Genomic DNA, 25349 nt, shown 5'->3' with positions numbered 1-25349 from the left:
CCGGCGCGGTCGGCACGGGCGACCCTCGGGCTCCATCGACCTCACTGCTCCCCGACGACCGCGTAACCACCACAGCGACTACAGCCACGGCGACCGCTGCGACAACAACACCCGCAAGAACGATCTTCCCCGCGGCTCAGCTGCCCTTGCTCGCAGCGTTCACAGGTCCCCGCCGCGACGTTCGTTTCGACTGATGCCTGCGCATCCTGCCCTCCACCGCTCTCGCCTATCGCCAGCCACGCAGCCGGCTCAGCGCTGCCGGCATGCTCAGATGAGCAAGCCTAATTCTGTGGCGTGACCATCACGGGGTGGGGGGCCAGCAGCCCGACAAGCCCCAAGTTCTTAGAGGCCGCGCGGATAGGTGACGTCTCGGAAAGTTGCTGTCACGCTGTCTGTGTGCAAATTTGCCGTCTGTGGCGGCATTTCTGCGCAGAGTCCAGGACATCGGGGCTGCCGGGCACTGCCGCCTATCCGCTAAGGCTCTCAGTCCAGGAATTCAGCAGTGGCAGTAGCGGTCTGCAGCAGGCGGTCTGAGTCGCCGGCCGTCTCGAAGATGCGGGTGCGGCTGGTCACCACATGTCCGGTTCGGGCCAACACCTCGCCGTCGACGCGAAACGGCCCGCCACGTGCCGGCGCCAGGTAGTGCATGTCTGCGAACACACAACGGGCCCGGCGCCCGCCCCCATCGCACATCCCAGCCAGATGTGTCGCCATGACCTCGGCAACCACGATCGAAGCCCCGCCTTGCAACGAGCCGAACGAGTTGCGGATGCGGTTGTGCATCGGCAGCTCGATGCGCGGCTCGCCGGGCACTGGCGAGATGCGCAAGTAGTCGTCCAGCGGCGGCCGGGGGTTCACCTCGTGATCTTCCCGGTAGTGGACGGTGTTGTCTCGTGCCGTCGAATCCACCACCGGCGTGTCGTCGCGGCGGGGCAGCCGTGCGTACGTACACGTCGAGCGTGCGATTTCCGTTCCGGCCTCGTCGGTTACCGAGGTCTCGGTGACCACCTGGTTGCGCCCTATTCGCAGCGGCGAGCACCGGGCGGTCACCATCGAACCCTGCGCCCGTGCTGCGAGCACCGTCGACAGGTGCAGCGTGGCGGACCAGTCCGGGGACACCACGAGGACGGCGTGGTGACCGGCCACCGAGTCAACCAAGGTAGCGACGGCGCCGAGCCGCAGCCAGCCCCCCTCGGCCAGCGGACCGTCGGCCAGATCGTCCAAGATCGGCATAGTCGCGGTGAGCGAACCGTCGGACGACATCTGGTGGCTGAGACGCAGATGTCGCAGAATGTGGTTCTGAGGCGGGTAGCGGACCGGCTGCTCGCTCCCTCGATCGCCGGCGGACCCAACGCCGCCTTGTGGCTGATCGCCGGGCTGACCATTGCGGGCTGGCCGGCCCGAAGGTGACGCCGCTGCTGCGCTCATGCGGCACGCTCGTCCGCAAGACTGCGCAGAGCGTCCCACAGCTGCCTTGCCGCATCGGCCAATTCGTCGGTGCCGCCACCGTTACCGATGACGAAGTTCGACGCTTCGCGCCGTTGGTCATCGGCGGCTTGAGAGGCCAAGCGGGCCTTGGCGTCGTCGGCTGTCATGCCGCGGCCCGTAAGTCGTTGCAGTCGTACATCGGACGGCGCTTCGACCGTCACCACCACTTCATAGGGATACCGGGTGTCGCGGCCCAAAGTGCTCTCCACCAATACCGCCATGTCAAGCACGACGACATCAACTGCGCCCTTTGCCGCAATCGTCTCGATCCGCTCGTCGAGGAGGCTGTCGATGGCGGGGTGGCTGATCTCGTTGAGCGCGGCGAGCTCCGAAGGATCGTTGAATACGATCGCTGCGAGCGCCGGCCGGTCGATGCCGCCGTCAGGTCCGCGCAGGTGGTCGCCGAAGCGCTCGACTACCGGATCGACCGCCGATCCCCCTGGGGCGATGACCTCGCGGCCCAGGCCGTCCACGTCCACGACAGCGGCTCCGTGGAAGGAAAGCAATTCCGCGACGGTGCTCTTGCCCGCGCCGATCCCCCCAGTCAGCCCGACGATCAGCACAGCGACCCCCTGGGAGCGACGATCAGCACAGCGACCCCCGGAGCGACGATCAGCACAGCGACCCCCTTGGAGCGACGATCAGCACAGCGACCCGGCGGCCGGGGCTAGGCCGTGCGGCGGTTCGCTGCGTCGGTCGGAGGACCGGCAAAGGCCTGCGCAATATCCATCCAGCCCACCGCCAGGGGACCTTGGATCTCAAGATCGGTCTCGGAGTGGTGGCGACGCTGGGTGGCCACCAAGCAGAACTGATAGGCGTCGCCGCTCACCTTGTCGACAGCGTCTTGCGGCCCCCAGGTCCACACAGCCCCACTCGGGGCATCAAGTTCTACCCGTACCGGTCCGGCGGGCACCTCAAGGCCCCGGTTCATGTAGCTCCAGCCGCGGGTGCTCACCCCAATGTGCGCTACATGGCGCAGCCGATCAGTGCGGGGCAACTCCCGACCGTGTGTGTCGGCCACGTCGTGCCCGTGCGACCACGTCTCCATGAGTCGGGCGGTGACAAACGACAGGGCGCCCATCGAGGGGCCGAACCACGGAATCCGGTCCTTGGGGTCCAGCGGCCGAACCGCCGCCACCATCTTGGCTCGCTCCGTGCACAGCCAGTCCCAGATCTGCGCACCAGACATGGAAGCAAAGTCGATTCCCGCTGCCGTGTGCAGATCCATCTCGCCCCGCGCGGCGGCGGCCGTGAAGCCACCAAAGCCCTCGGGATCGACGACGGCGACTGTCGCCACCCAATCGGTCATGCCCAGATGCACCATCGTCTCGCGGCTGTCCCAGCCCTCCGCTGGCGTGGGCAGGCGCCATTGCTCTTCGCTGATGTCGGTGACCACGTCGCCGAGCGCTTCGGTCTCAGCTTGAAGGTCGTCGCAGATCCCGTCCATGACGGTGGACCCTACCCGCGCCCCTCAGTGTGATTCTGGGGTGCCAGGGACCTGCGCTGGCCCGATGCGCAGCGGCAGATGAGTAACTTGCGCTCGATGAGCAGCACAACAGACAGTGGCCACGGGCCGGGGTCCGACGAGGGCGTGCTGTGGCGGCCAGATGCGCAGCGGCGTCGCTCAACTCAGCTGTGGCGCTTCGCTGCCGACGTCGGTCTTGGGCTCGATCAGCACACGTACCGGGAGCTGCACGAATGGTCGGTTCGCCAACCCAGCGAGTTCTGGCGGGCCGTGTGGGACTTCAGCGACGGCATCGGCGAGCTGGGCGCAGAGTTCTTGAGCAGTGACGCTGGCGGCGGCGCTCCAGAGCCCCAGCCCGGTCTCGAGTTCTTCGCCGGATCGAACCTGAACATTGCCGAGAACTACCTGAGGCCAACTTCTTCCGGGGGGCCTGCTGCGGACGACAGTGCTCTCATCTTCATCGGCGAGGACGTCGTAGAGGCAACGATGACGCACGGTGAGCTCCGGGCGGAAGTGGCGGCCTGCCAGCGGGCGCTGGCCGCCGACGGCGTAGGCGTAGGCGACCGGGTGGCCACCATGCTTCCCAACGGCCCCGAGGCGGTCATCGTGTTCCTGGCGACAGCATCGCTGGGCGCCGTGTATTCGTCGGTCAGTCCAGACTTCGGCATCGACGGCGTGCTGGACCGCTTCGGTCAGATCGCCCCGGCCGTACTGGTCGCCGTCAATGGCTACTACTACAACGGCGTCCGGCATCGCACCGCCGCCAAAGCAGCCGAAGTGGCCGCCAGCCTGGCGAACGCCGGCGTGCCGCTTCGCCGGCTCGTGATCGCGCCATACGACCGCTCCGCGGGTGTCGTCCACGACGCCGCTGGAACTCATGCATTGACGGAGTGGTCGGCCTGGCTGGAGCCGCACACGTCGGCAACCGGCGACGACCTCACATTCACTCGGCTCGGATTCGACCAGCCGGTGTACATCCTGTACTCGTCGGGAACCACCGGAAAGCCGAAGTGCATCGTCCACCGGGCCGGCGGCGCGCTGCTCAAGCTGTGGAGCGAGCAGCGCCTGCACTTCGACGTCCACCCCGGCGACCGGGTGCTGTACTTCACGACCACGGGCTGGATGATGTGGAACTGGCTCGTAGCCGGGCTGGCCAGCAGGGCATCGCTCGTGCTGTACGACGGATCGCCTTTCCACCCAGGCCCGGCCCGGCTCTTCGATGTGGCAGACGACTGGGGTGTGACGCTGTTCGGCGTCAGCGCCAAGTTCATCGAGGGAGCTATGAAAGCGGGTCTGCGGCCGGCCCAGACCCATGCGCTTGAGGGCGTGCGCGCCATTGCATCAACAGGCTCGCCGCTTGCGCCCGAGGGGTTCGACTGGGTGTACGAACAGGTGAAGGCCGACGTTCACCTGGCGTCATTTTCGGGAGGCACCGACATTTGCGGCGGCTTCGTGATCGGTGACCCGATGGGCCCTGTCCGCCGTGGCGAGATCCAGGTGCCGGCGCTCGGCCTGGCGGTCGACGTGGCTGACGCCGACGGCGCCTCGCTCAGTGCCGGGACGCAGGGCGAGCTGGTGTGCCGAAATGCGTTCGTGTCCATGCCGCTGCACTTCTGGGACGACCCTGACGACATGCGCTACCGATCTGCGTACTTCGATCGCTTCGAAGGTGTGTGGCATCACGGGGACTTCGCTGAGTGGACGCCGAGCGGCGGGATGATCATCAGCGGACGATCGGACGCCACGCTGAATCCCGGCGGCGTACGCATCGGCACGGCGGAGATCTACCGCCAGGTCGACCGGATCGACGAGGTGCTCGAGAGCGTGGTCATCGGTCAGCGGGTGACTGCCCCCGAAGGATCGACGACCAGCACCGACACCCGTGTCGTGCTGTTCGTGAAGCTGCGCGAAGGGCTGACGCTCGACGATGAGCTCACCGGCAAGATCCGCTCGCAGATTCGCTCTGGAGCGTCGCCCCGGCACGTGCCCGCGGTGGTCGCCCAGGTGCCCGCGATTCCCCGCACGCGGTCAGGAAAGCTGGTGGAGCTCGCCGTTCGGGATGTCATCGAAGGCCAACCCGTCGCAAACGTCGAGGCCATCGACGACCCTGATGCGCTAGTCCACTTCGCCGGTCATCCCGCCCTCGAGCTGTAGGGGCAGGGACATGATCATGGGAGCGCGGGACACTCCATTGGAGGTCGGCGCCGTGCCGAATCGATCGCGATGCCGCCGCGGCGCGCCGCTCGCTAGAACAGTGATTCGTCGGTGCGGCGAAGTCCTTCGATGACGAGCACCGAAGCGGCGGTCGTGGCCATGAGCACCACTGCGAGCGCCATCGCCTGTCCACGCAGGCTCTCCCCCGGCGTGCCGAGCAAGCGGAACAGCGCCAGCGGTGCGGTCAGCGTGTCGGGTCGCCGCGGCAAGAACGCCGTCGCACCGAACTCGCCGAGCGACACAGCGAAGGCGAACGCAGCACCGACCGCGACCGCTCGTGACGCAATCGGCACGTCAACCTCTCGGCGCGTTCGCAGCGGGGACGCACCGAGCACTGCGGCCGCCTCCCGCAACCGATTGTCGATTGATCGCAGCGTCGGCACCAACGTCCGGACGACGAAGGGCATCCCCACCAGGGCGTGCGCGACGGGAATGATCCACCACGCCGTGCGGAACTCCAACGGGGGCGTGTCCAGCGCCAGCAGCATGCCGAGTCCCACCGTCACTGCAGAAACACCGAGCGGCAACGTCAACCCGACATCGAACAGGCGCCGCAGCCACGCCGCGCCCCGTGCGACGGCCAACGCCCGAGCGCGGCCCCCCACGACGACGATCGACGCGAGTGCACCCACGACTGTGGCAATCGCCGTCGCCAGCGCCGCGAATCCCAGCGAGTGCGCCAGGGCGGCGAGCGCCGTCGCCGGCAGCATCTGCACACGTTCGGTGAGCGCCGTGAAGTTGGCGAATCCGTAGCCGTCGCCGGTCGCAAACGCCCGCTCAACCAATGTGCCGATCGGCACGCCGAGCAGCAGCACTGCCACAGCAGCATTCACGGCGATCACCCCGTGGCGACGTCGGGGTGCCGTGCGTCCGGGCGCCCGCCGAGCGACTGCCCGTCGCCGTTCGGCCACACCCGCCAGCGTGACCAGCGCTGCCACGGCGACAAGCTGGCAGAGCGCCAGCGCCGACGCCGTAGCAAAGTCGAGCCGCGTGATGGCATACCGGTAGATCTCGGTCTCAACCGTGGCACGCGCCGGGCCGCCGAGGATCAGGATCACTCCGAACGAGGTGAACGAGAACAAGAACGTGACAGCCGCCGATGCCGCGACTGCGGGCCGCAGCAGCGGCCAGGTGACGAATCGGAAGGTGCGCACCGGCGTAGCGCCGAGCACAGCCGCCGCGTCAGCGTTGCGACCGTCGAGGCCGGCCCACCACGAGCCCACGGTCCGCACCACCACGGCGTAGTTAAAGAAGACGTGAGCGGCAAGGATCGCCCACACGGTGTGGCGCAGCGACAGCGTTCCTTCATCGAGACCGAACCGGTCGAAGGTTGCCTCGAAGGCGCCGGCCACGACCACCGTCGGCAGCACAAACGGCACGGTGATGACGGCTCGGACGATCCGCCGAGTCCTCGGCCGCAGGCGCGCCAGAGCTGCCGCAGCAGGAATCCCGACAGCAAGGGTGAGCCCAGTCGAGGCGACGGCCTGCCAGACCGTGAACCACAGCACGCCGCGAATCGCCGAACGCCCCAGCAGGTCCCCGAGGCCACTGAGTCCGTCCGCGACGACGGTGAGGACGGGGTAGGCAAAGAACACCCCCACGAACGCGAGGGGCGCGGCAGCAGCGATTGTCCAACCGAGAGCCGGTGCTGCGGATCGCCGCCTCAGCGACCGGGCCACTGTCACATCTCTCTGAGAGGGCGGCGCGCTCAGCGCAAGACAATCTCCACCCAGCGCTCGGTCCACGCATCGCGGTTGGCTTCGATCTCAGCCGGGTCGAGCATGAGCGGATCGTCAGGCACCGCCGTGTGCTCGACGAATTCGGGCGGCAGTGTCGCGCCTTCGATGACCGGGTACACGAACATGTTGAGCGGTACATCGTTCTGCCAGGTCTCGCTGAGCATGAAGTCGATCAGCGCACGTGCCCCAGCCTCGTTGTCGGTCCCGGCGAGGATTCCGGCGAACTCGATCTGGCGGTAGCACGACTCGGTGATGACCCCAGTGGGTGCCACGTCTGTCGGAGGGTCGGCGTAGATCACCTCAGCCGGAGGGCTGGAGGCGTACGACACGACCACCGACCGGTCGCCGCCGCCGGCAGTGAACTCGCCGTAGTAGGCGTCCTCCCAGCCCGCGGTCACCGTCACGCCATTCGCACGCAGATCCTCCCAGTAGAGCTCCCAGCCATCGCCGAACGCCGCAATAGTTGCCAACAGGAACGCGAGGCCCGGCGAGGAGGTCTCGGGATGCTGCACGACGAACTGGTCGGCGAATTCGGGGAATGTCAGATCATCAAGGCTCTCCGGCACCCGCGGCACTGCGTCCTTCCAGTAGTTGACGCACACGTCGCCGTAGTCCACGGGAGTGACCCGATGTCGCGGATCCAGCTGCAGGTCGTCTGGCACGCCGGCGAGTGCCGGGGACTTGTAGCGGACGAAGATGCCCGCGTCGAGGCCCCGCTGCAGGAAGGTGTTGTCGATACCGAAGAGGACATCGCCCAGCGGCGCATCCTTGGTGAGTATCGCCTGGGCCACGAGCGTGCCCGCATCGCCCACCTCAAGCAGTTCCACCGTCACACCGGTCTGTGCGGTGAACTCCTCCAGCGTTCCCTCGGACAGGTTGAACGAGTCGTGGCTGATCAGCGTGACCGTCGTTCCAGCGATCGATAGCCCGTCGTCGGCCGGCTCCTCGGTGGCGGGTGCCCCCGCAGCCGACGGCTCGTCGGTCTGAGGCGGAACGGGTGTGTTGGTCTCAGGGATTTCGCCGTCGCCGCACGCTGCCACCAGCAACATCGCGGCTGCAACGGCGACAGCGAGACGGAACGGCCTACAAAGCAGGTGGGTGGTCATATGCTTCCTCCGCTGGCATTACCCAGATCAGGTTCTCGGGTCGGCGACGGCACAGGTGTCGCCCTCTCAGCCCTATGGGCTCCCCGGTTTGTGTTGTTGACGTCACCCTACCGTGCGATGCCGTTTGCTTCGTCGTCGCCGCACCCAATCCGGCGCCGAGAAGCGTGATCTGAAGCGCTCAGAACCAGCGACGCGACTTGCTGTGCCGGGTCAGCACCGGCGCCGTCGAGATGAGATCCAGCATCTCGAGTTGGTCTTGGCTGAGGTATCGAGTGCGACCAGCCACCTCAGCGAGTGGTCGCAGCGCGATCCCGACCGAGTGCACGCCCACCATGCAGCCCGACTGTCCTTCCATGAGGACTTCCACCGCACGAGCCCCGAGCCGGCTGCCAAGAAGCCGATCCGCCGGTGAGGGCGGCCCGCCTCGCTGGATGTACCCCAGCACAGTCGTGCGAGTGTCGAAGCCGGTGCGTTCGGCCAGTTGCTCGCCGACGAACTGGCCCATGCCGTCGAGGATGCGATTGCCCCACTCGTCGGCGCCCGTATCGGGGATCTCGACACTGCTGTCGGGAATGGCGCCCTCGGCGACCACCACGATGGACGCATTGCGGCTTCGGTGGTGTCGCGCGACGAGGCGCTCGGCGATCTCGTCGATGTTGAACGGTGCCTCGGGAACGAGGATCGCGGCAGCACCCCCGGCGATGCCTGCCCCGGCCGCAATGTGTCCGGCCTCGCGTCCCATCACCTCGAGCACCATGATCCGGTTGTGCGACTCTGCCGTGGTGTGCAGCCGGTCGACCGCCTCGGTCGCGACACCCAGTGCCGTGTCGAACCCGATGCAGATGTCGGTGCCGAAGACGTCGTTGTCGATCGTCTTGGGCACAGCGACGACGGGAAACCCCGCTTCGGACAACCGGCCTGCGGTGATCAGCGTGCCGTCCCCGCCGATCGTCACCAGTGCCTCGACGTCGTCACGCTCGAGCTGTTCGATCAACGGCGCCGTGCCTTCGGATTCCAGCCGGCGGCTGCTGCGCGAGGTCCCGAGCATCGTGCCGCCTCGAGGCAGCGTGCCCCGCATCGCCTCGGCATCGAGTGTGATGCTGTCGCCGTCGAGCACTCCGTTCCAGCCCCGCCGATACCCGACGACGCTGCGGTCCAGCTCGTGACCGGCCATGCGCACGACGGCCCGGATAGCCGCGTTCAACCCTGCGCAGTCGCCGCCTCCGGTGAGCACTCCGATTCGCACGGGCTCAAGCTACGCGAGACGGCACGATGGCTCGATCCTCGTCGGCTTGACACTCGATGGGTTGGCTCAGTCCGTGACCAGCACCCCGGCGGCCTCGAGCTCGTCGAGCCGGGTGTCGTCCAGCCCGAGCAGCCCGCCGATCGCCTCGCGGTTGTCGGCACCGCGCCTCGCGACGTGTCCATTGGTGCCGATCCCGTGGCCCAATGCCGGCCGCGCAGGCACGGCGTAGCCGGCACTGGTCTGTGCCAGCAGTCCTCGATCGGCCGCCCAGTCCGTTGCCGCCAACTCGGTGATCGAACGCATTTCGGCCACGCTGAACGCTGTGCCGTCCTCGAGAACGCGCCGGAACTCGTCCAAGTCAGCGAAACCGGCAGCCCATTGGGTCATTTCCGCGTAGAGCTCATACCGGTTCTCCATGCGAGCTTCCGGTGTCGCGAAACGGGGGTCGTCAGCCAGATCGGGCCTGCCCATCACGGCCATCGTGTCGTCGAACCACGCCGCCGGGTTGCCGGCGATGGCCCACACCCGACCGTCGGGCAGGACCAGGATCGGGCACTCGTGACCGCTGCCGGCATTTGGTCCGTCCCAGCCGCCCGCCAGCTCGAGGGCGGACCATTCCTGGATGTACACCATCGCCTCGACCATGCAGACATCGATGTGCCCGCCCCGGCCGCTCCGCGCTGCTTTGAGCAGCATCGCGTTGATAGTGCTCGCGGCGGACATAGCGGTCACGATGTCGCCCACCACCAGCGCCGGGTTCTCAGCTGCGGCGGCTGTCTTGCGCATGCTGTACTCGATGAAGCCCGACTCCATATGACCGACGGGCGCGTAGGCACGCCGTTCGGCCCAAGGACCGGTCTGGCCGAATCCGGTCACCGAGCAGTACACGAGCGCCGGGTGCGTTGCGCACAACTCGTCCGGACCGAGGCCGAACTTGGCCATGACACCTGGTCGGTAGTTCTCCACGACCACATCGCAGTGGCTCACCAATTCCCGCACGAGCTCGCTGGCTCCCGGTGCGCGCAAGTCCACTGAGCAGAACCGCTTGCCGGCGTTCTGCTGGCAAAAGTACGGGTTGAGGCCGTCCTCGACATACGGCGGGAACGTCCGGCACAGATCACCGTCGACCGGTTCGATCTTGATGACCTCGGCTCCCAGATCGGCCATCATCCGCGTTGCGAGCGGCCCGGCCACGACGCGGGTGAAGTCCAACACCCGGATGCCCTCCAAGGGCCGCTGATCAGCGCCGTTCGCACCCGATTCCGCCATTGCGCAGCGAAGTCTGACACGCAAAGCCAGCCCATTTCAGAGCCAGAGCGAATTCGAAACGAGTGCCCGGCGCTTGCGGCGTGGCTTCATGGCGAGTTAGCACTTCATGTGCGCTGACCTACGGTCTTGCACGCCCGGGAGTGCCGATACAGGTGGGCTCCACATTTCAAATGGGGGGTACTCCACATTTGGATTCCGCTCGACCGGGTCCACGGTCGCACTCGGAGCGCCTGCGACTTCGCCACCATCGACATCGTCACGCTGTGCAGGTTCTACCTGCTGTTCTTCATCGACATCCCTACCCGGACCGTGTACTTCGCAGGGATCACGGACCACCCCACCGGCGTGCGGGCCACCCAAGCGGCGCGGAACCTGTTCCTGCGCTATGCCGACGGACTCGCTGGGACGCGTGCGCTCGTGCGCGACCGCGGCAACCAGTTCATCGACGCCTTCGACGAGATCTTCAGAACCGAACGTATGAAGATCCTCAAGACACCTGTACGCACCCCCGTGGCGAACGCGTTCACCGAACGCTGGATCGGCACCCACAGGGACAGACCTAGTTGAGCTTGAACCACGTTGGCTGGTGGTCCGACCCGACCGCGTCGACGTCGATCCACGCTGACTCGACCCTTGATGCTAGGCCCGGCGTCACGAATCCGTAGTCGAGCCTCAAACCGACCGCGAATCCTCGACTCTCGTCGTACCAGGTGATTCCCTCGTCGAGGGAGTTGCCGGCCGCAGTCCATGTGTCCACGAGCCGGTCACCGGCGAGAGTATGGCCGTAGTAGTAGTCAGCCTCGCCGACGATGAGTGGATACTCGGTTGGCGTTGGAGTCAGGTTGAAGTCGCCCATCACCACGAACTCGGTTGGCGCAGGGCTCTCGCCGATGCCCATCCATTCGATTCCGGTGACTGACGCCCCATTGAAGGGGACCCCAAACATGAGCGGCAGCAGATACTCGATCTCTGTTCTCCGCAGCCGGGAGTTGACAGGATTGAGATGGACTGAGTAGCACCGAAGAGGCCCAGACGGAGCATCTATGATTGCTTCGAGCGCGCCAGACTGTTCGCCATGGGCATCGATGACCCGTACTCTCGGCAAGAGCAGGTTCCGACACGAGAGGATCGGCCAGCGGGAAAGGACCATATTGCCGAACTGAAGTCGACGATGCTCGATTGACCCATCGGGAGTTCTCGAGTTCGCGTCAAGATCGACATTGGGTCCGTATACCCAGTGATGCTGAGCGAGCAGCTCGCCTATCCGGGCTGGTTGATCCTTGTCAGGAAGCGCCTCGACATTGCGTACGACTTCCTGTAGTGCGATCACGTCGGCGCTACGTACCGCGTCGGCGATCCTCTCGAGGTCGTAGCAACCGTCCTTGCCCTTTGAGTACTGGATGTTGTACGACACGAACCTCATCAAGGGTCCGTTGGGAAAGTGGACTGCGCTGGAAGGGTCAGGTGATGGCTCTGGGCTGTGGGCGACGCGGTGAGGTCGCCGTCGTGACCCGCCAATCTTCCTCGAGACTCGCCGACGATCGACGAACCTTTCCCATCAGCGAGATGACACGCAACCCAGTGGTTGGGGGTGATCTCACGCAACTCGGGCACCTCAGCACGACAGCGGTCGACAACCAAAGGGCAGCGGGTCGAGAACACACAACCGGGTGGTGGTGCCGCAGGACTCGGAACCTCTCCGACGAGAGAAACACGGGTCCGACTGGCCTCGGCCACGGGATCTGGTATCGGAACTGCCGACAGCAAGGCCTGCGTGTACGGGTGAAGCGTCGCCTCGAACAGAGTCTCGGTCTGGGCGAGTTCGACGATGTGTCCGAGATACATCACCGCGACTCGGTCGGAGATGTGCTCCACCATCGAGAGGTCGTGGGCCACGAACAGGTAGGCGATTCCGAACTCGTCTTGAAGATCAGCGAAGAGGTTGATCGTCTGCGCCTGGATCGACACATCGAGCGCGGAGATGGGCTCGTCGCATACGATCAGGTCGGGGCTGAGGCCGAGCGCCCGGGCGATGTTGATGCGCTGGCGCTGACCACCGGAGAACTCGTGGGGGTAGCGGGTGCGGTGGGCAGCACGCAGGCCGACCAAGTCGAGAAGCTCAACCACCCGGTCGCTGACCTGTTGCGTTGTCATCTCCGTGTGGACCCTCATCGACTCGCCGATGATTCGGCCGACAGTATGCCGGGGATTGAGCGACGCATACGAGTCCTGGAAGATCATCTGCATCCGCGGTCGGAGCTTGCGCAGCTCCTTTTCGCCGAGGCTTGTTAGCTCGATGTCGTCCAGCCAGACCTGCCCGGAAGAAGGGCGGTGGAGCTGGAGCACGGCCCGTGCGGTGGTGGACTTGCCGCACCCGCTCTCGCCGACCAGCCCGAGCGTCTCGCCGGCGAAGATCTCGAAGCTCACGCCATCGACCGCCTTTAGCGGCTTGTCGCTCGACTTTCCCGGGAAGTACTTTCGCATGTTCACGACCCTGAGCACGGGCTCAGCAGAGTCCCTGGCCGTGGCTGGCGCCGCCGTCTTGGCGACGGGCCGGTCCACCTCAGCCGAGCCGCGCCTAGCCATGTCGTGGCGTCCCCGCCTCGATGTCGTAGAAGCACGCGACGTATCGGCCATGGACCGGCTCGATCAGTGCCGGCACCTCGCTTCTGCAGCGGTCGAACACATGGGGGCAGCGATCCGCGAACGGGCAACGAGTCGGCTCTTCAGCTAGATCGGGCGGCAGACCGGGGATGCTGGTCAACCGGTCGGCTCGGTCGCCCATCTTGGGCAGAGCGTCTAGGAGCCCGATGGTGTACGGGTGTAGTGGCCGCGTGTACAGGCTGCCCACATCGGAGATCTCTACGAGCTTGCCGGCATACATGACTGCTACCCGGTCGGCCAAACCGGCAACCACGCCGAGGTCGTGGGTGATCCAGATCAAGGCCAGCCCGAGCTCTTCACGTAGGTCGTGCATAAGCTCCACGATCTGGGCCTGGACCGTCACGTCGAGTGCCGTGGTTGGCTCATCGGCGATCACTAGCTGGGGGTTGCATGCCACTGCGATAGCGATCATGACACGCTGTCGCATGCCTCCCGAGAACTCGTGAGGATAGGCATCGATGCGGCCCGGGGCGTCGGGTATCCCGACTCTCTCCAGCAGATGGATGGCGCGGTTGCGAGCCTGTCGCCTCGACAGACCGAGATGGGTGCGGATCACATCGATGAGCTGGGTGGAGATTCGCATCGTTGGATTGAGGGAACTCATGGGATCCTGGGCAACGAACCCGATCTCGGCCCCTCGAACCCGTCGCAGCCGGCGCTGAGACTCTTGAAGGAGGCCGACCGTTCCGTCGCTCGTCTCGAGCGTCGCTGTGCCGTTGGATATTCGTGCCGGGGGCTCGGCGAGTAGCCGCAGCAGGGCGAGCATCGTCACGGATTTCCCGCTTCCGCTCTCGCCCACGATGGCCAGAGTCTCACCTCTGGCGACGGAGAAAGTCACGCCGTTCACCGCATGCACAGTGCCTTCCGGGATGTCGAACCGGACCTCAAGGTTCTTCACGTCGATCAGTGCTGGCGCGTTCATTGCTTCACTCGCTGAGATCGAGGATCGAGCACGTCGCGCAACCAATCGCCGAGCAAGTTGAGCCCGAGCCCGGCAAAGACGATGGCAACCCCCGGTGTGAGCGAGATCCACGGCCGAATCGTGAGCACGCCTCGGCCGGCGTTGATCATGTTGCCCCAACTCGGAGTGCTAGGCGGCACCGAAAGACCGAGGAATCCGAGGCCGGCCTCGTAGAGGATCATGGCCGACATCTCGAACGTGGCCAGCGTGGCCAGTGGGCCGATGAGGTTGGGCAACAGGTGCAGCCGCAGGATCTGGCCCTCCGGTACTCCGACATTTCTTGCTGCCTCTATGAACATGCTCTCCCGTAGCTTCAAGACCTCGCCCCGCGTCACACGGGCAAACACGGGAATCGACGTGAAGCCGAAGATGAGAATCACGTTGATGAGGCTTCGCCCGACGACCGCGGCAAAGAACACCACGAACAACAGGTAGGGCAGCGACAGGATCAGGTTGATGAAACCGACGATGATGGCGTCGATCTTGCCGCCCCGGTAGCCGGCGATCAGACCGATTGCCATTCCCAGAATGATGGCGATTCCGACGCCACCGAGAGCCACACCAAGCGAGACTCGGGTTCCGAAGATGATGCGACTGAGCATGTCGCGTCCCAAGGTGTCGGTGCCGATCAGGTAGTCATTGGAGCCCCCATCGGACCAAAACGGCGGAGTATTGGCATCACTCAGTGTCTGCTGGAGAGGATCGTGAGGAGCGATCCATGGAGCGAACGTCGCGAGGATGAGCAACATGACGAATACGAAGGCACCGAACATGCCGCCCTTGGACCGGCGAAGCAGCCGCAGGGCCTCACGAATCCGAGCCCGGAACCGCAAATCCCTTTCGATGTCGATTTCATGGCCGGCTTCAGTCTCGCCAGCATGGAAATCGGCGCCACTGGGAGCAGCATGATCAGTCATGTGATCCCCTCTCCGTGTGGCTTCGGTATCGTCGCCGACGCACCGTCCGCAGATGATCTAGGCCGAGGGGTCCGCGTCTGGCGCAACGTCCCCACTCTGATCCGCGGGTCGGCGACTGTGTACAGCACGTCAGCAAGAAGCGAGAAGAGGATAACGATGAGCGCGCCGAAGAACGCTATTCCCTGCACGAGCTGGAAGTCACGATTGCTCACCGCTTCGGCCAACAACCCTCCGGCGCCCGGCCAGGCAAAGACAGCTTCGATGTACAACGATCCACCCAGCAGCGCCCCGATCTGCAGGCTCATTACGCTGATGAGTGGAATGAGCGCGTTGCGCAATATGTATCGACCGTAGATGACTGGCGCTCTGAGGCCCTTACTGCGAGCGATGCGCACGTACTCCTCATTGACGATCTCCAGCACCGACGATCGCGTGAACCGCAGAAGCTGAGCCATTGGAAACAAGCCGAGAGCAACCGCCGGCAAGACTATCGAACTGTCAGGAATGGTGAGGAACCACATCGAAGTCGTGCTGCGCCCGAACGACGGGAACCACCCTAACTTGACCGCGAACACCACAATGAAGACCAAGGACAGCCAGAAATTCGGGATCGTCTGGCCGAGCAGGCCGAACCCGCGCGCCGCACCATCCCAGCGGCCGCCCGCCTTGACGCCCGCCAAGATCCCGAGCGGTACTCCGACTGCGACCGCGAAGGCCATCGCCGCGATGCCAAGCTCGATCGTCGCTGGCATACGGTCGAAGATCACTTCTCGAACCGGAATCTTGTACCGAAGAGAATTACCGAAGTTGAGACGGGCCGAATCGCCCACGAAGCTGACAAACTGTTCGGCAACGGTCTTGTCCAAGCCGTGCGCCTCTCGTGCCGCTTCTCTTTGCTCCTGGGTTGCCTCCCTGGGAACGAGCAGGTTGGTCGGGTCCCCTGACACCCGCAGCATCGCAAAGACGATGACCATCACGCCGAGCACGAGCAGTAGCGACTGACCTATGCGCCCAACCAAGTACCTCGTCACCGACTCTCCGTTCTGCTCGCTCTCCTTGCATTAATTACCGGTGGGCCGAGGTGTAGTACCTCGGCCCACCAGTCGACCATTGGCTTACGAGCCAGCGTTTGTCAGCGAGCCACCGCTAGGTCCCAGAGCCAATATTCCTCGGCCGAGCGCGGCTTGTAGTTGGAGACTCGATCGCTGGTTGCTTCGAATGAAAACGGCACGTAGAGATAGATGAATGGCGGGTCATCGTACATCCGCTGTTGCAGCTGTCGGTACAGATCCGCACGCTCGTCGTCGTCGGGGGTCGCGAGTATCTGAACGAGGAGATCGTCAACCACGGGGTCAGACCATGCTGAGAAGCTTGCAGCGTTGCCGCCCATGGCCCCCTGCAGGCGGTCCCATCCCTCAGGATTGGCGTTCGACCAGCTATCGCCGAATAGCGGCGGTAGCTGCTTATCCGCCTCCAGGTCCCAGTAGGCCCCGGACTCGATGATCTCAAATGACGCATTGACTCCGACCTCGCCGAGTTGGGCCGCGACGGCTTCGCACACCTGCTCGAAGTTGGTGTAGGCAGCCGACGGGCACGCGAATCCAATGTCGAACCCATCGGCGAACCCGGCTTCGGCCAACAGCTCCCGCGCCCGATCAGGGTCGTAGGGATACGGTATGAGCTCGTCGTTGTAACCGAAGTCGGCCCGCGTCATCATCCCGGTGGCTTGGCTGCCCTTGCCGTTGAACAGAGCGCCGATGATGCCTTGGACGTCGACCGCATAGTTGAGGGCCTGGCGCACGCGGGGATCTTCGGTTGGTTCGCCCACACCAGTGGTGAGGTTGTTGAACGCGATGTAGTACACGCGGTTGGTTGGGTACTCGATGACGTTGACCCCGTCGATGCCCTCTAGCGATGCAGCTTCGTCGGGGCTGAGGCGGCTCACGATGTCGACCTCGCCCGTCTGGATCGCTGAGGCCCGGGTGGAGGACTCGGTGATCGGCCGGAATATGAGCCGGTCAAGTTTGGGGAAGCCCTCACGCCAGTAGTTCGGATTCCGGTCCAACACGATGCGGTCACCTTGGACCCACTCGGTCAGCATGAACGGACCGGTGCCTACCGGCGCTTGGCCGAACCCCGTGAGCCCGACCTCAGCGTAGTATTCAGGAGGAACAAAGAACCATATACCAGCCGTGAGACCGAGGAATAGTGCATTGGATTCCGGTGCGACGAGTTCGACAGTGAATTCGTCGATCTTGTTAACCTCGGACGCTCGTTGGTAGTAGTTGAAGTACTGATTGTCCGGGGTCCTTTGTACCTCCCACGAGAATACTACGGCGTCCGCGTTGAACGGTTCGCCGTTATGGAACACCACGTCCTCACGTAATTTGAAAGTGTACGTTAGACCGTCGTCAGATACTGTCCACGACTCGGCGAGAGCTGGCTCGAACTCCAAGTCGTCATTGATCCACACCAACGGATCGAATATCTGGTTGGCCACATTGCCTGCGTTGCGTTCGGCCGCGTTCGCGCCGTCGATCGCGTTGGGCTGCGTCGTGAGCGCGATGATCAGCTCGCCGCCCTCTGCTGCGGGCTCGTCGGCTGCGGCCTCGTCGGCTGCAGGCTCGTCGGCTGCAGGCTCGTCGGCTGCGGGCTCGTCGGCTGCAGGCTCGTCGGCTGCGGGCTCGTCGGCTGCGGGCTCGTCGGCTGCGGGCTCGTCGGCTGCGGGCTCGTCGGCTGCGGGCTCGTCGGCACCGCCGCCGTTATCGTCACCACAGGCCGCCGCGACCAAAACGAATGCACTTAGCAGCAACCACAACGGCCTCATCTTGGATTTGCGTAGATGTGTCACAGATTTCTCTCCCTTAGGTAATTGCTATACCTACACCTAGCCCCTGCGCCAGGTTTCCCTCAAGGCTTGGCCGACAACACTATCGACCCTGTCGGGATAGGCAGGCGACAAACACGGCGATCACGCCTCTGACTTGGGCTTTCGCGCCCACGAGCCCAAGAAACGTTCCAGGATCGCGCGAAATCCGTTCCAAACTGTCCCGTGTCATCGTTTGTTGCTCAGTCTCGGGTGCGTCTTGTTTGAGGGTCGGGGCTTGGGGGTGCGCGTCGAGGGGGCGTGCCCAGTCGAGGTTCTCGTGGGGCCTGACGCGGTTGTATTCGTCGATGTAGTCGGCGGCGTGGGCGGCGAGGTTGATGCGGTCTGCGATGTCGTGGCGGCAGGGCCGCTCGTATTTGAGGGCTTCGAACCAGCGCTCGATCACGCCGTTGGTGTGCGGCGAGCGATGCCGGGTGCGCACGTGCGCGAAGTGCGGCCTGGCGGCGAACCAGCGGGCCGCGGCTGCTGATTTGGTGGCGGGGCCGTTGTCGGTCACGATCACGACCGGGGCGGTCTCGCCGGTGTCGGGGTCGGTGCAGTCCTCGATGAGAGCGTGCCCGAGCAGCTCGCCGGCTCGGGCCCCGGAGGCATCGAACGCTGCGCACAGGTCCCCGGCGGTCCCGGTGGCGCTCACCGGGCACGCCAGCCACTTTGGCGGCATAGTCGACCACGCCGCCGAGCTGGCGGGTGCCCTGCGCTGCGGTCTCGAACTCAGAGACCTCGGCCTGCCATACCCGGTTCGGTCTCGACGGGGCGTCGGCGAAGACCGCTCTGCGGGCCCTGGCGAGCTGGCGCCGCTCGGCCTGGCAGCGGATCGGCTGGCCCAGGCCCCGGCGGGCCATCGCCCGCCTGACCGACGACTGGGACCCGAAGTCGTGGCCGTCGTAGCGGCCCATGGCCCAGATCTTGCGATGCCCCCACCCCGGCCACTCCCCAGCCAGCTCGGCAACTGCCGGTTCTATCCGATCCACCACGGGCGCAGGCCACGGCCCTTTCGGCGGGCCACCGGCGCGGCGGGTGGCCAACCGGTACTGGCAGGTCCGTCGGGGCACGCCGACCACAGCCGCGAACCTCGTGATGGGCATGCCCGCGTCGGTGCGGATCATCTCGAGGTCCCCAACGGGGGGAGATACTCCCCCCCTTGCGCCACACCCGCAGCTCCACATGGGCTTCGCCCAGTGCCGCTTTCAGCTCCTCGTTCTCCGCTTCGAGCTCGACCTCACGAGACGTCCGGCGCCTACGGCCCCCAGCCAGGCCCTCCCGACCCGACTCCACCAGCAAACGCTTCCAGTTGTGCACCGACTGCTCACCGGCCCCAGCCTTGCGGCCAGCCTCAGCAGCGCTCTGCTCACCCCGCAGCACACTCAGCACCACTTGGAGCTTCTGCTCCGCGGACTTATTCGACGGTCTCGGCACCTGTCTCTCCTTGCACGGGCATCAAACCCGAACCTGAGCAACAAACGATGACACGGGACACGACACCTCAACGCCCGCAGACCCAAAAATTCCACACGCGCGCGCCCGAACGCCCTCAACACGCGCAAATTCGGCTAGCCCGCAAACACCAGACCCCACAACGCGCAAATACGCCCTGCGTGGCTTGTTTGCGAGTTAGCGCCCGGTACTCCTGACCTGCGGGTTTGCTCGCCGCAGAGACCCTCAGAATTGAGGCTCCACATTTGAAATGGGGGGTACTCCACATTTCGGATCGGCGCTGTCGCGCTGCCCTTGTGACGGTTCAGCGCAGCGTTTGTGCAGGTCAGAGGCGCATTTTGCAGCATAGCGCTCCTCCGGGCTGGCATCGGCGTGTGACGGCGTACACCTCATCGTGTCCCCGAGAGAGCCGAATTCGCTCGGACTTGATGCCAGCGGGAGTTGTGACGGCAGGTGTTTGCGCTGGTCACAGCATCGCGGAGGCAAATGTGGAGCCATTCCAAGGGGTTATGTCGGTGAGCGACGACGGGCTTGAGTTTGGTGGACTGGGGCTTGTGGATCAGGGGCCTGCAAAGCGATTGCCCAAGCGAGAGGGCTAATGCTGCTCCCACCATCTAAACCAAGCCCGCAACGTGGAATGGACGTTCCTCTTGGTTGACTCCGCGACGATTCGCTGTGGTTCTGTCAACGTGCGCAGTTGCTCTAGGTAGGCGAGCACCAACGTTTCGTCGTTGACCGTCGGATCGCGGCCCTGTTGGCGCGCGTAAAGAACCCAACGTTTGGCCCGACGCCGCGCCTCGCTCACTCGCCATCGATGGGAGTCGCTGTGTGCGAACTCGTCAATGACAACCAGCCAGCGACCGAGACCGTCACCCATCTGTTCAACGACTTCCTCGTAGGGGTCGGTCCGCTGGCATGCCGCGCAGAGCCGAATTTCGGTCTTTGTCGTCAATCGACTTGCGGTCTGTGTAGCGCCACTCGTCGGGCTTGAAGGGCGGGCGCGACATGAGCGCGCGGGCGATGTTCTTCGGGGCAGCGGGGATCAGCTCCGAAGAGTCGGGCTTTCGACGCGGTTTGCCGTGCCGTCGTGCTGCCATGCCCGCCACGGTAGCGCTACATCAAGCGCCAGCCCGAAACTCGCTGCCGCGAGTCAGAGGGTCGCAAGTTCGCCGCTCGCCAGTGGTCTCGCCCTGATTTGCAAGGATTCTCACCGATCCGGAAGCACACCTTGCGGGCATTTCGTACGGACTCGCCCGCCGAGGTGAGCGCTTGTCGACGCAGCAGCGCCACGGCGAAATCTGCACGATGCGTTCGCAGACGTTCAGTATGCGCCCGGCAGTCCTGTTCGATCCCTCTTGGTCCCGGCGAGCACTTGTCAGTATTCCTGGTCAGGTCGAGCGTCGGTCTCGGCGAGGACGCACTGTCGCTATGGCCGGACTCCGGGATCGGTGCCGTGCGCAGCGAGATGCATGAGACGCTCCGCAGCGTGCTTGGCTTTTCGAGGACGGAACACGGTCGGCTGTGACTGCTTGATCGATCCCACCAGGTCAGGCAACGCGCTCGACTCGTCCGCTGCTGTTTGCAGCCACTTGACGCGTCGAAACAGGTATGCGCCTTCGGGGTGCCGCGGGTCGCGTTCCATCGGCCCTGTCACTTCCCCGATCGCGATCCACGCGTCCTCGGTCGCTGAGTTTCTGAGCGGCAGAACCACGATGTCGCCTTCGCGTATCTGGTCGCGGAACCTCAGGATCTTGTGGCGGGCCGTGCGTCTCTTGCTGCGCTTGAATTCCGAGAAATTGTGTTCGAAGTACTCATCGAGTTCTTCTTTGCTTCCATGGTCGGCGACATCGACCTCGGCTACCCAGTCGCCCCATCCCAACGTCACCATGCTCTCACGCAGATTGAAATCGACGGTCTCTTTGCCCTTGCGGCCGCTGCGCACAACCCACGCGATGCGACCGTCAGGCTGCGCGGCGGGAAGGGCACCTATTGATGTGTTGCTCATGTCGCTCCGGGAACCCAGTCTCAAGCTGTCTTCAGGATCGTCGTTGCCGACCTGCCAAGGTGCCTGCATTGTGCCTCAACTAGCAGCCGGATCATTTCGCTGCCAACGTCTCGCCTAGTTGCCGTCGTTGGCTGCGAGGGCGCATTCCGCGGCGAAGAACAGAACGCATGCGATGTGGAACAAGACGATGTACTGCTCGGGTGTGGCTTCGGCGTCGAGTCCGTGAGCGAAGTTGTTTCGCAGGTTCAGCGACCAACGGTCAGTGAGCGCTGCTTGGAGGTATCGATGTCGTGTTGTTCCGAGGAAGTCTTCGAGTTCGGCTAGCAGCGGTTGAAGGGTTCGGGCTTCTGATGTGGGTGTCGTGGTTTGAGGTGCTTTGGTCACGTTGATGCCGACGTGGCTGCAGATGTTCCGCACGGCTTGTTCGAGTGTGGGGATCAGCACTGAGACTGCGCTGGTGCAGTCGCCGTCGAGCCATCGTTCATGAGATCGCGCGATTCGCTGCGCGATCTGTGGCGTGATGATCGTGTTCTGGATGCACTCGGTGAGTTCGGCTGAGCCTGGCTCGTACCGGCGCTGTATCTCGTCCGTGGCGAGCTTGCCTGTGACAGCAGCGAAGACGCCGATGCGCATTGCGTCTCTCTCGCCGATTTCGGCAGCGTCGCGCATCTCGTGGCCGCTGGGAAGCACCACTGCGGAGTTGTGCGGGCCGATTCGGATTTGGGTGACCAACGACTGCAGCGGATAAGCGTTGCGCTGCGCTGCGACCTCTTCCCGAGTTTCCTCAGGGTCGCTGATGGGCAGCAGCGCCCCATAGCGCAGCAGCGCCTCGCGAAGATCGCCGTCTCCTAATATGGAGTCCACCTCGGCGCGCATTTCGGTCATGTCGATCTCGCCGCTGACCTCGACGTGATGAGCGTCTTCCATAGCGTCGGTGTTCTCCAGCTTGTTTCGCAGCCGCTGAGAGTCGCTGGTCAGCCCCGCGGATTCAGCGATCTCCAAAGCAGTGCTCAAGTGAGAGAAACGCAGCAGCCCGTCCGCAGCTTCAGCAGCAGCTTCGAACGCCTCGACGCGCTCGGCTTGCAGCCGCTGGCGCTCCTGTTCGTTGGGTGCGATCTTGAGCGCTATTTCTCGCAGTCTTGAGACCTGCCACGGATCATCGCAGTACACCTCAGATGCCGCCGACATGATTTCGGCGCACTCGAACCCGCTTTCAGCCAGCGCATCGAGGCCGCGGGCCACGATGCCGAACTCGTCAGTGGTCCTGCTCAGAGACTCCCGAACGACACGAGCGAGCGATGCGAGAACACGGTCCAGCAGGTCCTGCTGGCGAGTTTCCTTGCAGATGTCGACGGCTCGTGTCAGTCCAGCGCTGCGCTCAAGAACATCCACCGGTGTGTCTGCGAGATCGAGATACGCGAGCACCGCTTCGCGGAACCACAGTTTCGGGCCGCTGTGGCGTCGAACCCACAACAGATCGCAAAGACGGGAGCGCACCAGCGGATGCATCGCGTCGTGGCTGGTGCACGCGCTCCACACGTCGAGCACGTCGTGCTCAACGCTGTCCAGCGGCATCGGATACACATTTGCGGTGTCGTCTTGATTGCCGAACACGAACAGCGGCTCGAAGGGGCCGCAGGCGAACGGGACATCGCGAGCGGATCGTCTCATGTGATAGCCGCAGGCGTCCGCGAGCGCCCGCAGCACGTCATCGTCGGGCCGGTCCTTCGAGAGCGCCTGTAGACGATCGTGAACCGGATAGATCACGAACCGTCGGCCCTGCTCGGCGTCGACCTGCGCGCACACCCGCGCAACAGTCTCGACGTAGGGGGCGCGATCGACTGTCTTCGAAGTCATCACGATCATCCTTCCAGGCCCCTGTGACACCAAACCCGCAGTCTTCGCTGACACGGCTGCCTCGTCGTGGCATATCGCCTGTGCGCGGTCTGGCTGCAGCGCTCACCTATGGGGCGGATCTCGCCCGTGGACGACACCGGCGATGCGCTGAGCCGATTCGGCTCCGCGGACCAAGCGGCACTGTCGGCATCCTCTGCCGTGTCGCCGCGATACTCGGCGAGTGCATCCTTCGAGGCGCACGATTCCGTCGTGGCCCGCGCAGGCAATGCTGTCCCGTCGACAGCGATGGCGGTGATCTGCGAACGACGCCATCGGGGACGGAGCAAGTGCGGGTTTCGGAAGTCCAACACTGACGCGGGTTTGCGGCGGCGCTTCTGTTTGGAGAACGCGCCAAACCGGAATTGTCAACGCGTCCAGGCCCGTTCTGGAACGCGTTTCGCGGTGCAAATTCGGTGCTCGATGCGGGTATCCGGGGTGTTCGGCGTTCTGCGGAAGGGCTGTCGGTTTGCTCTGGCGGCTCTCGTGCGACCAGAGCGGAACGCCCGTCCTGGGCGCCGTAGACCGCGAGTCGCTGCGGCGCGGTTCGACTTGTGGAACGCTCAGAGGTCGGAAATCGTAGCGACTGTGCCGTTAGCGTCGCTGCAGTGGGAGCAGAATCTCCTGAAGAGACAGACGCCTTCACCGAAGACCAACCATTCTGGTGTCGGTTCCCTGTCGGCATGACGCCTCAGTTTGGGTTCAACCGAGACGATCGTCTGCTGCTGAGAGCGTTCGTGAGCGCCGCGCAGCCGGGCGTCGAGTCGGACAGCGCGGCGGCGGCCGAACAGGAAGGCGACTGGTGTTTCGTGTTCACCACTCAGCCCACCCCGCGTGTGGACTGGAGCTTCGACAACGCGAACGCTCCGGAGGCTGAGGGCAACGATGGCCCGAATGTGTTGCTTCGATGCCGTCCCCCTGACGGCGAACTGATCGATCTGAGGACCACGAAGATCCACCGAGGGCCAGGCGTGACGTGTTCTGTGAGCGGCAGGTTGCCCTCCTATGAGCCGTCCAGCAAGATCGATGTGACCGAGGTCAGATTCGATGTTCTCAACTGGGGAGACATTCTCGGGACCGCGGACACGCGCTGCGAAGAATCGTCCGGCTGGTCGCTCAACAGGCACCAGTGGTCGTCGGACGGCTGGGAGGTCACGATCGACGGCGACCCTCGCCTCAGCGAGCAGTGGCGGAACGCAGAGGCCGACCGGGCGTTCACGGTGACGCACTGCGGCCGTCTCAGCCGTGCCGACCGCCAGCCCTTCGCGTTCCGCGACGCACACGACATCCTGAGATGTCTGCACTGGTTCTTGTCGTTCGTGCGAGGCAGACGAGTCGGCATCGCGTTGGCAGCAGGTTTCGCTGACGATCCCGGCCCGCAGCCCCAACGCGATCCGATTATCACGCATTGGGGCGTGACCCCAGTCGACGAGGCCGCATCGGCCCAGAGCTGGTACACGCTCGGCATGGAACACGAGTTGGACAGGCTGTTCCGGGCCATCCATTCCATCTGGCGCGCAGATGAAGCCAGCACCCATGAGCTGCGAACAATGATCTCGACCTACTGCGTCGCCCAGGACCAGTCGATCCCGATCGACATGCGCATCCTGGCCGGGTACATCGGTCTAGAAACCCAAAGACGAAAAAACCTGAACCTCCAGAAGCTCCAAGCCGTTCTCCACGAGCACAACCTGCCGCATCGCATCAAGGACAAGATCAGGCGACCGAAAAAGAAGTTCGACGGCCCCGAGACCCTCGTCGACGTCCGCAACAGAATCGTCCATCACAAGCCCTGCTACCCCGACACCGACGAACTGTGGCGCGCCTGGGACACCTGCCTGTACTACCTGGAACTGCTCATCCTGCGAAAACTGGGCCACGAAGGGCATTTCTGCGACAGATTCCGAGCCACCGCGCGCGGCATGAAGTACGACATGCCGCACAGTAGGAATGACGCATCTACAAGCCAATCGTTGGGCAGCGGCAGCAGCACCCGGTAGCAGTTCCCGCCCGCGGCTGTCCGATGATCGTCGATCAATCGGGGCTTCCTGGCTCAGATTT

21 protein-coding genes and 1 riboswitch are annotated in these 25349 nt (G+C 64.5%); of the genes, 3 read left to right on the top strand and 18 right to left on the bottom strand.

Annotated elements, in window-relative coordinates; all coding sequences use genetic code 11:
• Window positions 1–483 precede the first annotated feature (483 nt).
• From ACPXYO_RS12675 to ACPXYO_RS12665, 3 genes are all read right to left on the bottom strand, one after another.
• Complete coding sequence (locus tag ACPXYO_RS12675) at window positions 484–1428, bottom strand: hypothetical protein (protein WP_423921010.1); 945 nt, start codon at window positions 1426–1428, stop codon at window positions 484–486.
• Window positions 1425–2051: a dephospho-CoA kinase gene (gene coaE, locus ACPXYO_RS12670; protein ID WP_423921007.1), complete on the bottom strand. Its 627-nt coding sequence runs from the start codon at window positions 2049–2051 to the stop codon at window positions 1425–1427. Before coaE ends, ACPXYO_RS12675 begins: the two co-directional genes overlap by 4 nt.
• Window positions 2052–2155: 104 nt before the next feature.
• A complete protein-coding gene (locus ACPXYO_RS12665; protein WP_423921004.1) occupies window positions 2156–2935 on the bottom strand; it encodes a TIGR03084 family metal-binding protein in 780 nt (259 codons plus the stop codon).
• A gap of 96 nt (window positions 2936–3031) precedes the next feature.
• Here ACPXYO_RS12665 and ACPXYO_RS12660 point away from each other — a divergent pair, with 96 nt between their 5' ends.
• A complete protein-coding gene (locus tag ACPXYO_RS12660) occupies window positions 3032–5107 on the top strand; it encodes an acetoacetate--CoA ligase (protein ID WP_423921003.1) in 2076 nt (691 codons plus the stop codon).
• A 92-nt stretch (window positions 5108–5199) separates the two neighbouring features.
• Here the strand turns inward: ACPXYO_RS12660 and ACPXYO_RS12655 are convergent, their stop codons facing one another.
• The 4 genes from ACPXYO_RS12655 to ACPXYO_RS12640 all read right to left on the bottom strand — a co-directional run bounded on the left by ACPXYO_RS12655 (window position 5200) and on the right by ACPXYO_RS12640 (window position 10527).
• A complete protein-coding gene (locus tag ACPXYO_RS12655; protein WP_423921001.1) occupies window positions 5200–6762 on the bottom strand; it encodes an ABC transporter permease in 1563 nt (520 codons plus the stop codon).
• A gap of 113 nt (window positions 6763–6875) precedes the next feature.
• Entirely contained in the window at window positions 6876–8012 is a 1137-nt protein-coding gene (locus tag ACPXYO_RS12650; protein ID WP_423920998.1) for a thiamine ABC transporter substrate-binding protein, read from the bottom strand.
• Window positions 8000–8108, bottom strand: a riboswitch (TPP riboswitch). It overlaps the preceding gene by 13 nt.
• A gap of 82 nt (window positions 8109–8190) precedes the next feature.
• Window positions 8191–9258 (bottom strand): 6-phosphofructokinase, encoded by a 1068-nt coding sequence (locus ACPXYO_RS12645; RefSeq protein WP_423920995.1) that lies wholly within the window; start codon window positions 9256–9258, stop codon window positions 8191–8193.
• Window positions 9259–9324: 66 nt separating this feature from the next.
• Entirely contained in the window at window positions 9325–10527 is a 1203-nt protein-coding gene (locus ACPXYO_RS12640) for a CaiB/BaiF CoA transferase family protein (protein WP_423920992.1), read from the bottom strand.
• 126 nt (window positions 10528–10653) lie between these two features.
• On the opposite strand from ACPXYO_RS12640, the gene ACPXYO_RS12635 reads away from it, so the two are divergent.
• A complete protein-coding gene (locus ACPXYO_RS12635; protein ID WP_423920989.1) occupies window positions 10654–11094 on the top strand; it encodes a hypothetical protein in 441 nt (146 codons plus the stop codon).
• On the opposite strand, the gene ACPXYO_RS12630 is transcribed toward ACPXYO_RS12635, so the two are convergent.
• From ACPXYO_RS12630 to ACPXYO_RS12580, 11 genes are all read right to left on the bottom strand, one after another.
• Window positions 11087–11950, bottom strand: a complete 864-nt coding sequence (locus ACPXYO_RS12630; RefSeq protein ID WP_423920986.1) for an endonuclease/exonuclease/phosphatase family protein — start codon at window positions 11948–11950, stop codon at window positions 11087–11089. The genes ACPXYO_RS12635 and ACPXYO_RS12630 overlap by 8 nt on opposite strands.
• Window positions 11950–13011 (bottom strand): ABC transporter ATP-binding protein, encoded by a 1062-nt coding sequence (locus tag ACPXYO_RS12625; protein WP_423923844.1) that lies wholly within the window; start codon window positions 13009–13011, stop codon window positions 11950–11952. Before ACPXYO_RS12625 ends, ACPXYO_RS12630 begins: the two co-directional genes overlap by 1 nt.
• A 94-nt stretch (window positions 13012–13105) precedes the next feature.
• Window positions 13106–14113 (bottom strand): ABC transporter ATP-binding protein, encoded by a 1008-nt coding sequence (locus tag ACPXYO_RS12620; RefSeq protein WP_423920984.1) that lies wholly within the window; start codon window positions 14111–14113, stop codon window positions 13106–13108.
• Window positions 14110–15069 carry an ABC transporter permease gene (locus tag ACPXYO_RS12615; protein ID WP_423920981.1) on the bottom strand — a complete coding sequence of 320 codons (960 nt, stop codon included), beginning with the start codon at window positions 15067–15069 and terminating at the stop codon, window positions 14110–14112. The genes ACPXYO_RS12620 and ACPXYO_RS12615 overlap by 4 nt, the downstream gene beginning before the upstream one ends.
• Window positions 15066–16100, bottom strand: coding sequence for an ABC transporter permease (locus ACPXYO_RS12610; RefSeq protein ID WP_423920979.1), 1035 nt, complete (start codon window positions 16098–16100; stop codon window positions 15066–15068). The genes ACPXYO_RS12615 and ACPXYO_RS12610 overlap by 4 nt, the downstream gene beginning before the upstream one ends.
• 101 nt (window positions 16101–16201) lie before the next feature.
• Window positions 16202–17887 carry an ABC transporter substrate-binding protein gene (locus tag ACPXYO_RS12605; protein ID WP_423920976.1) on the bottom strand — a complete coding sequence of 562 codons (1686 nt, stop codon included), beginning with the start codon at window positions 17885–17887 and terminating at the stop codon, window positions 16202–16204.
• 112 nt (window positions 17888–17999) lie between these two features.
• Window positions 18000–18590, bottom strand: coding sequence for an integrase core domain-containing protein (locus ACPXYO_RS12600; RefSeq protein ID WP_423920973.1), 591 nt, complete (start codon window positions 18588–18590; stop codon window positions 18000–18002).
• Window positions 18591–18667: 77 nt separating this feature from the next.
• On the bottom strand, window positions 18668–19318 hold the full coding sequence (locus tag ACPXYO_RS12595; RefSeq protein ID WP_423923842.1) for a hypothetical protein: 651 nt from the start codon (window positions 19316–19318) through the stop codon (window positions 18668–18670).
• A gap of 953 nt (window positions 19319–20271) precedes the next feature.
• On the bottom strand, window positions 20272–20487 hold the full coding sequence (locus ACPXYO_RS12590) for a hypothetical protein (protein WP_423920970.1): 216 nt from the start codon (window positions 20485–20487) through the stop codon (window positions 20272–20274).
• Window positions 20488–20816: 329 nt separating this feature from the next.
• On the bottom strand, window positions 20817–21395 hold the full coding sequence (locus ACPXYO_RS12585) for a hypothetical protein (protein WP_423920967.1): 579 nt from the start codon (window positions 21393–21395) through the stop codon (window positions 20817–20819).
• A gap of 114 nt (window positions 21396–21509) precedes the next feature.
• Window positions 21510–23252 carry a DUF4209 domain-containing protein gene (locus ACPXYO_RS12580; protein ID WP_423920964.1) on the bottom strand — a complete coding sequence of 581 codons (1743 nt, stop codon included), beginning with the start codon at window positions 23250–23252 and terminating at the stop codon, window positions 21510–21512.
• Window positions 23253–23971: 719 nt separating this feature from the next.
• Between ACPXYO_RS12580 and ACPXYO_RS12575 the strand changes: the two genes are divergently transcribed.
• Window positions 23972–25288 (top strand): hypothetical protein, encoded by a 1317-nt coding sequence (locus ACPXYO_RS12575; RefSeq protein WP_423920962.1) that lies wholly within the window; start codon window positions 23972–23974, stop codon window positions 25286–25288.
• Window positions 25289–25349 lie beyond the last annotated feature (61 nt).

Origin of the sequence: Candidatus Poriferisodalis sp., from assembly GCF_965237655.1 — a bacterium.
Classification (GTDB): Bacteria; Actinomycetota; Acidimicrobiia; order Acidimicrobiales; family Poriferisodalaceae; genus Poriferisodalis.
The sequence above is the reverse complement of the archived record's forward strand: the minus strand, read 5'-3'. Positions and strand labels throughout refer to the sequence as shown.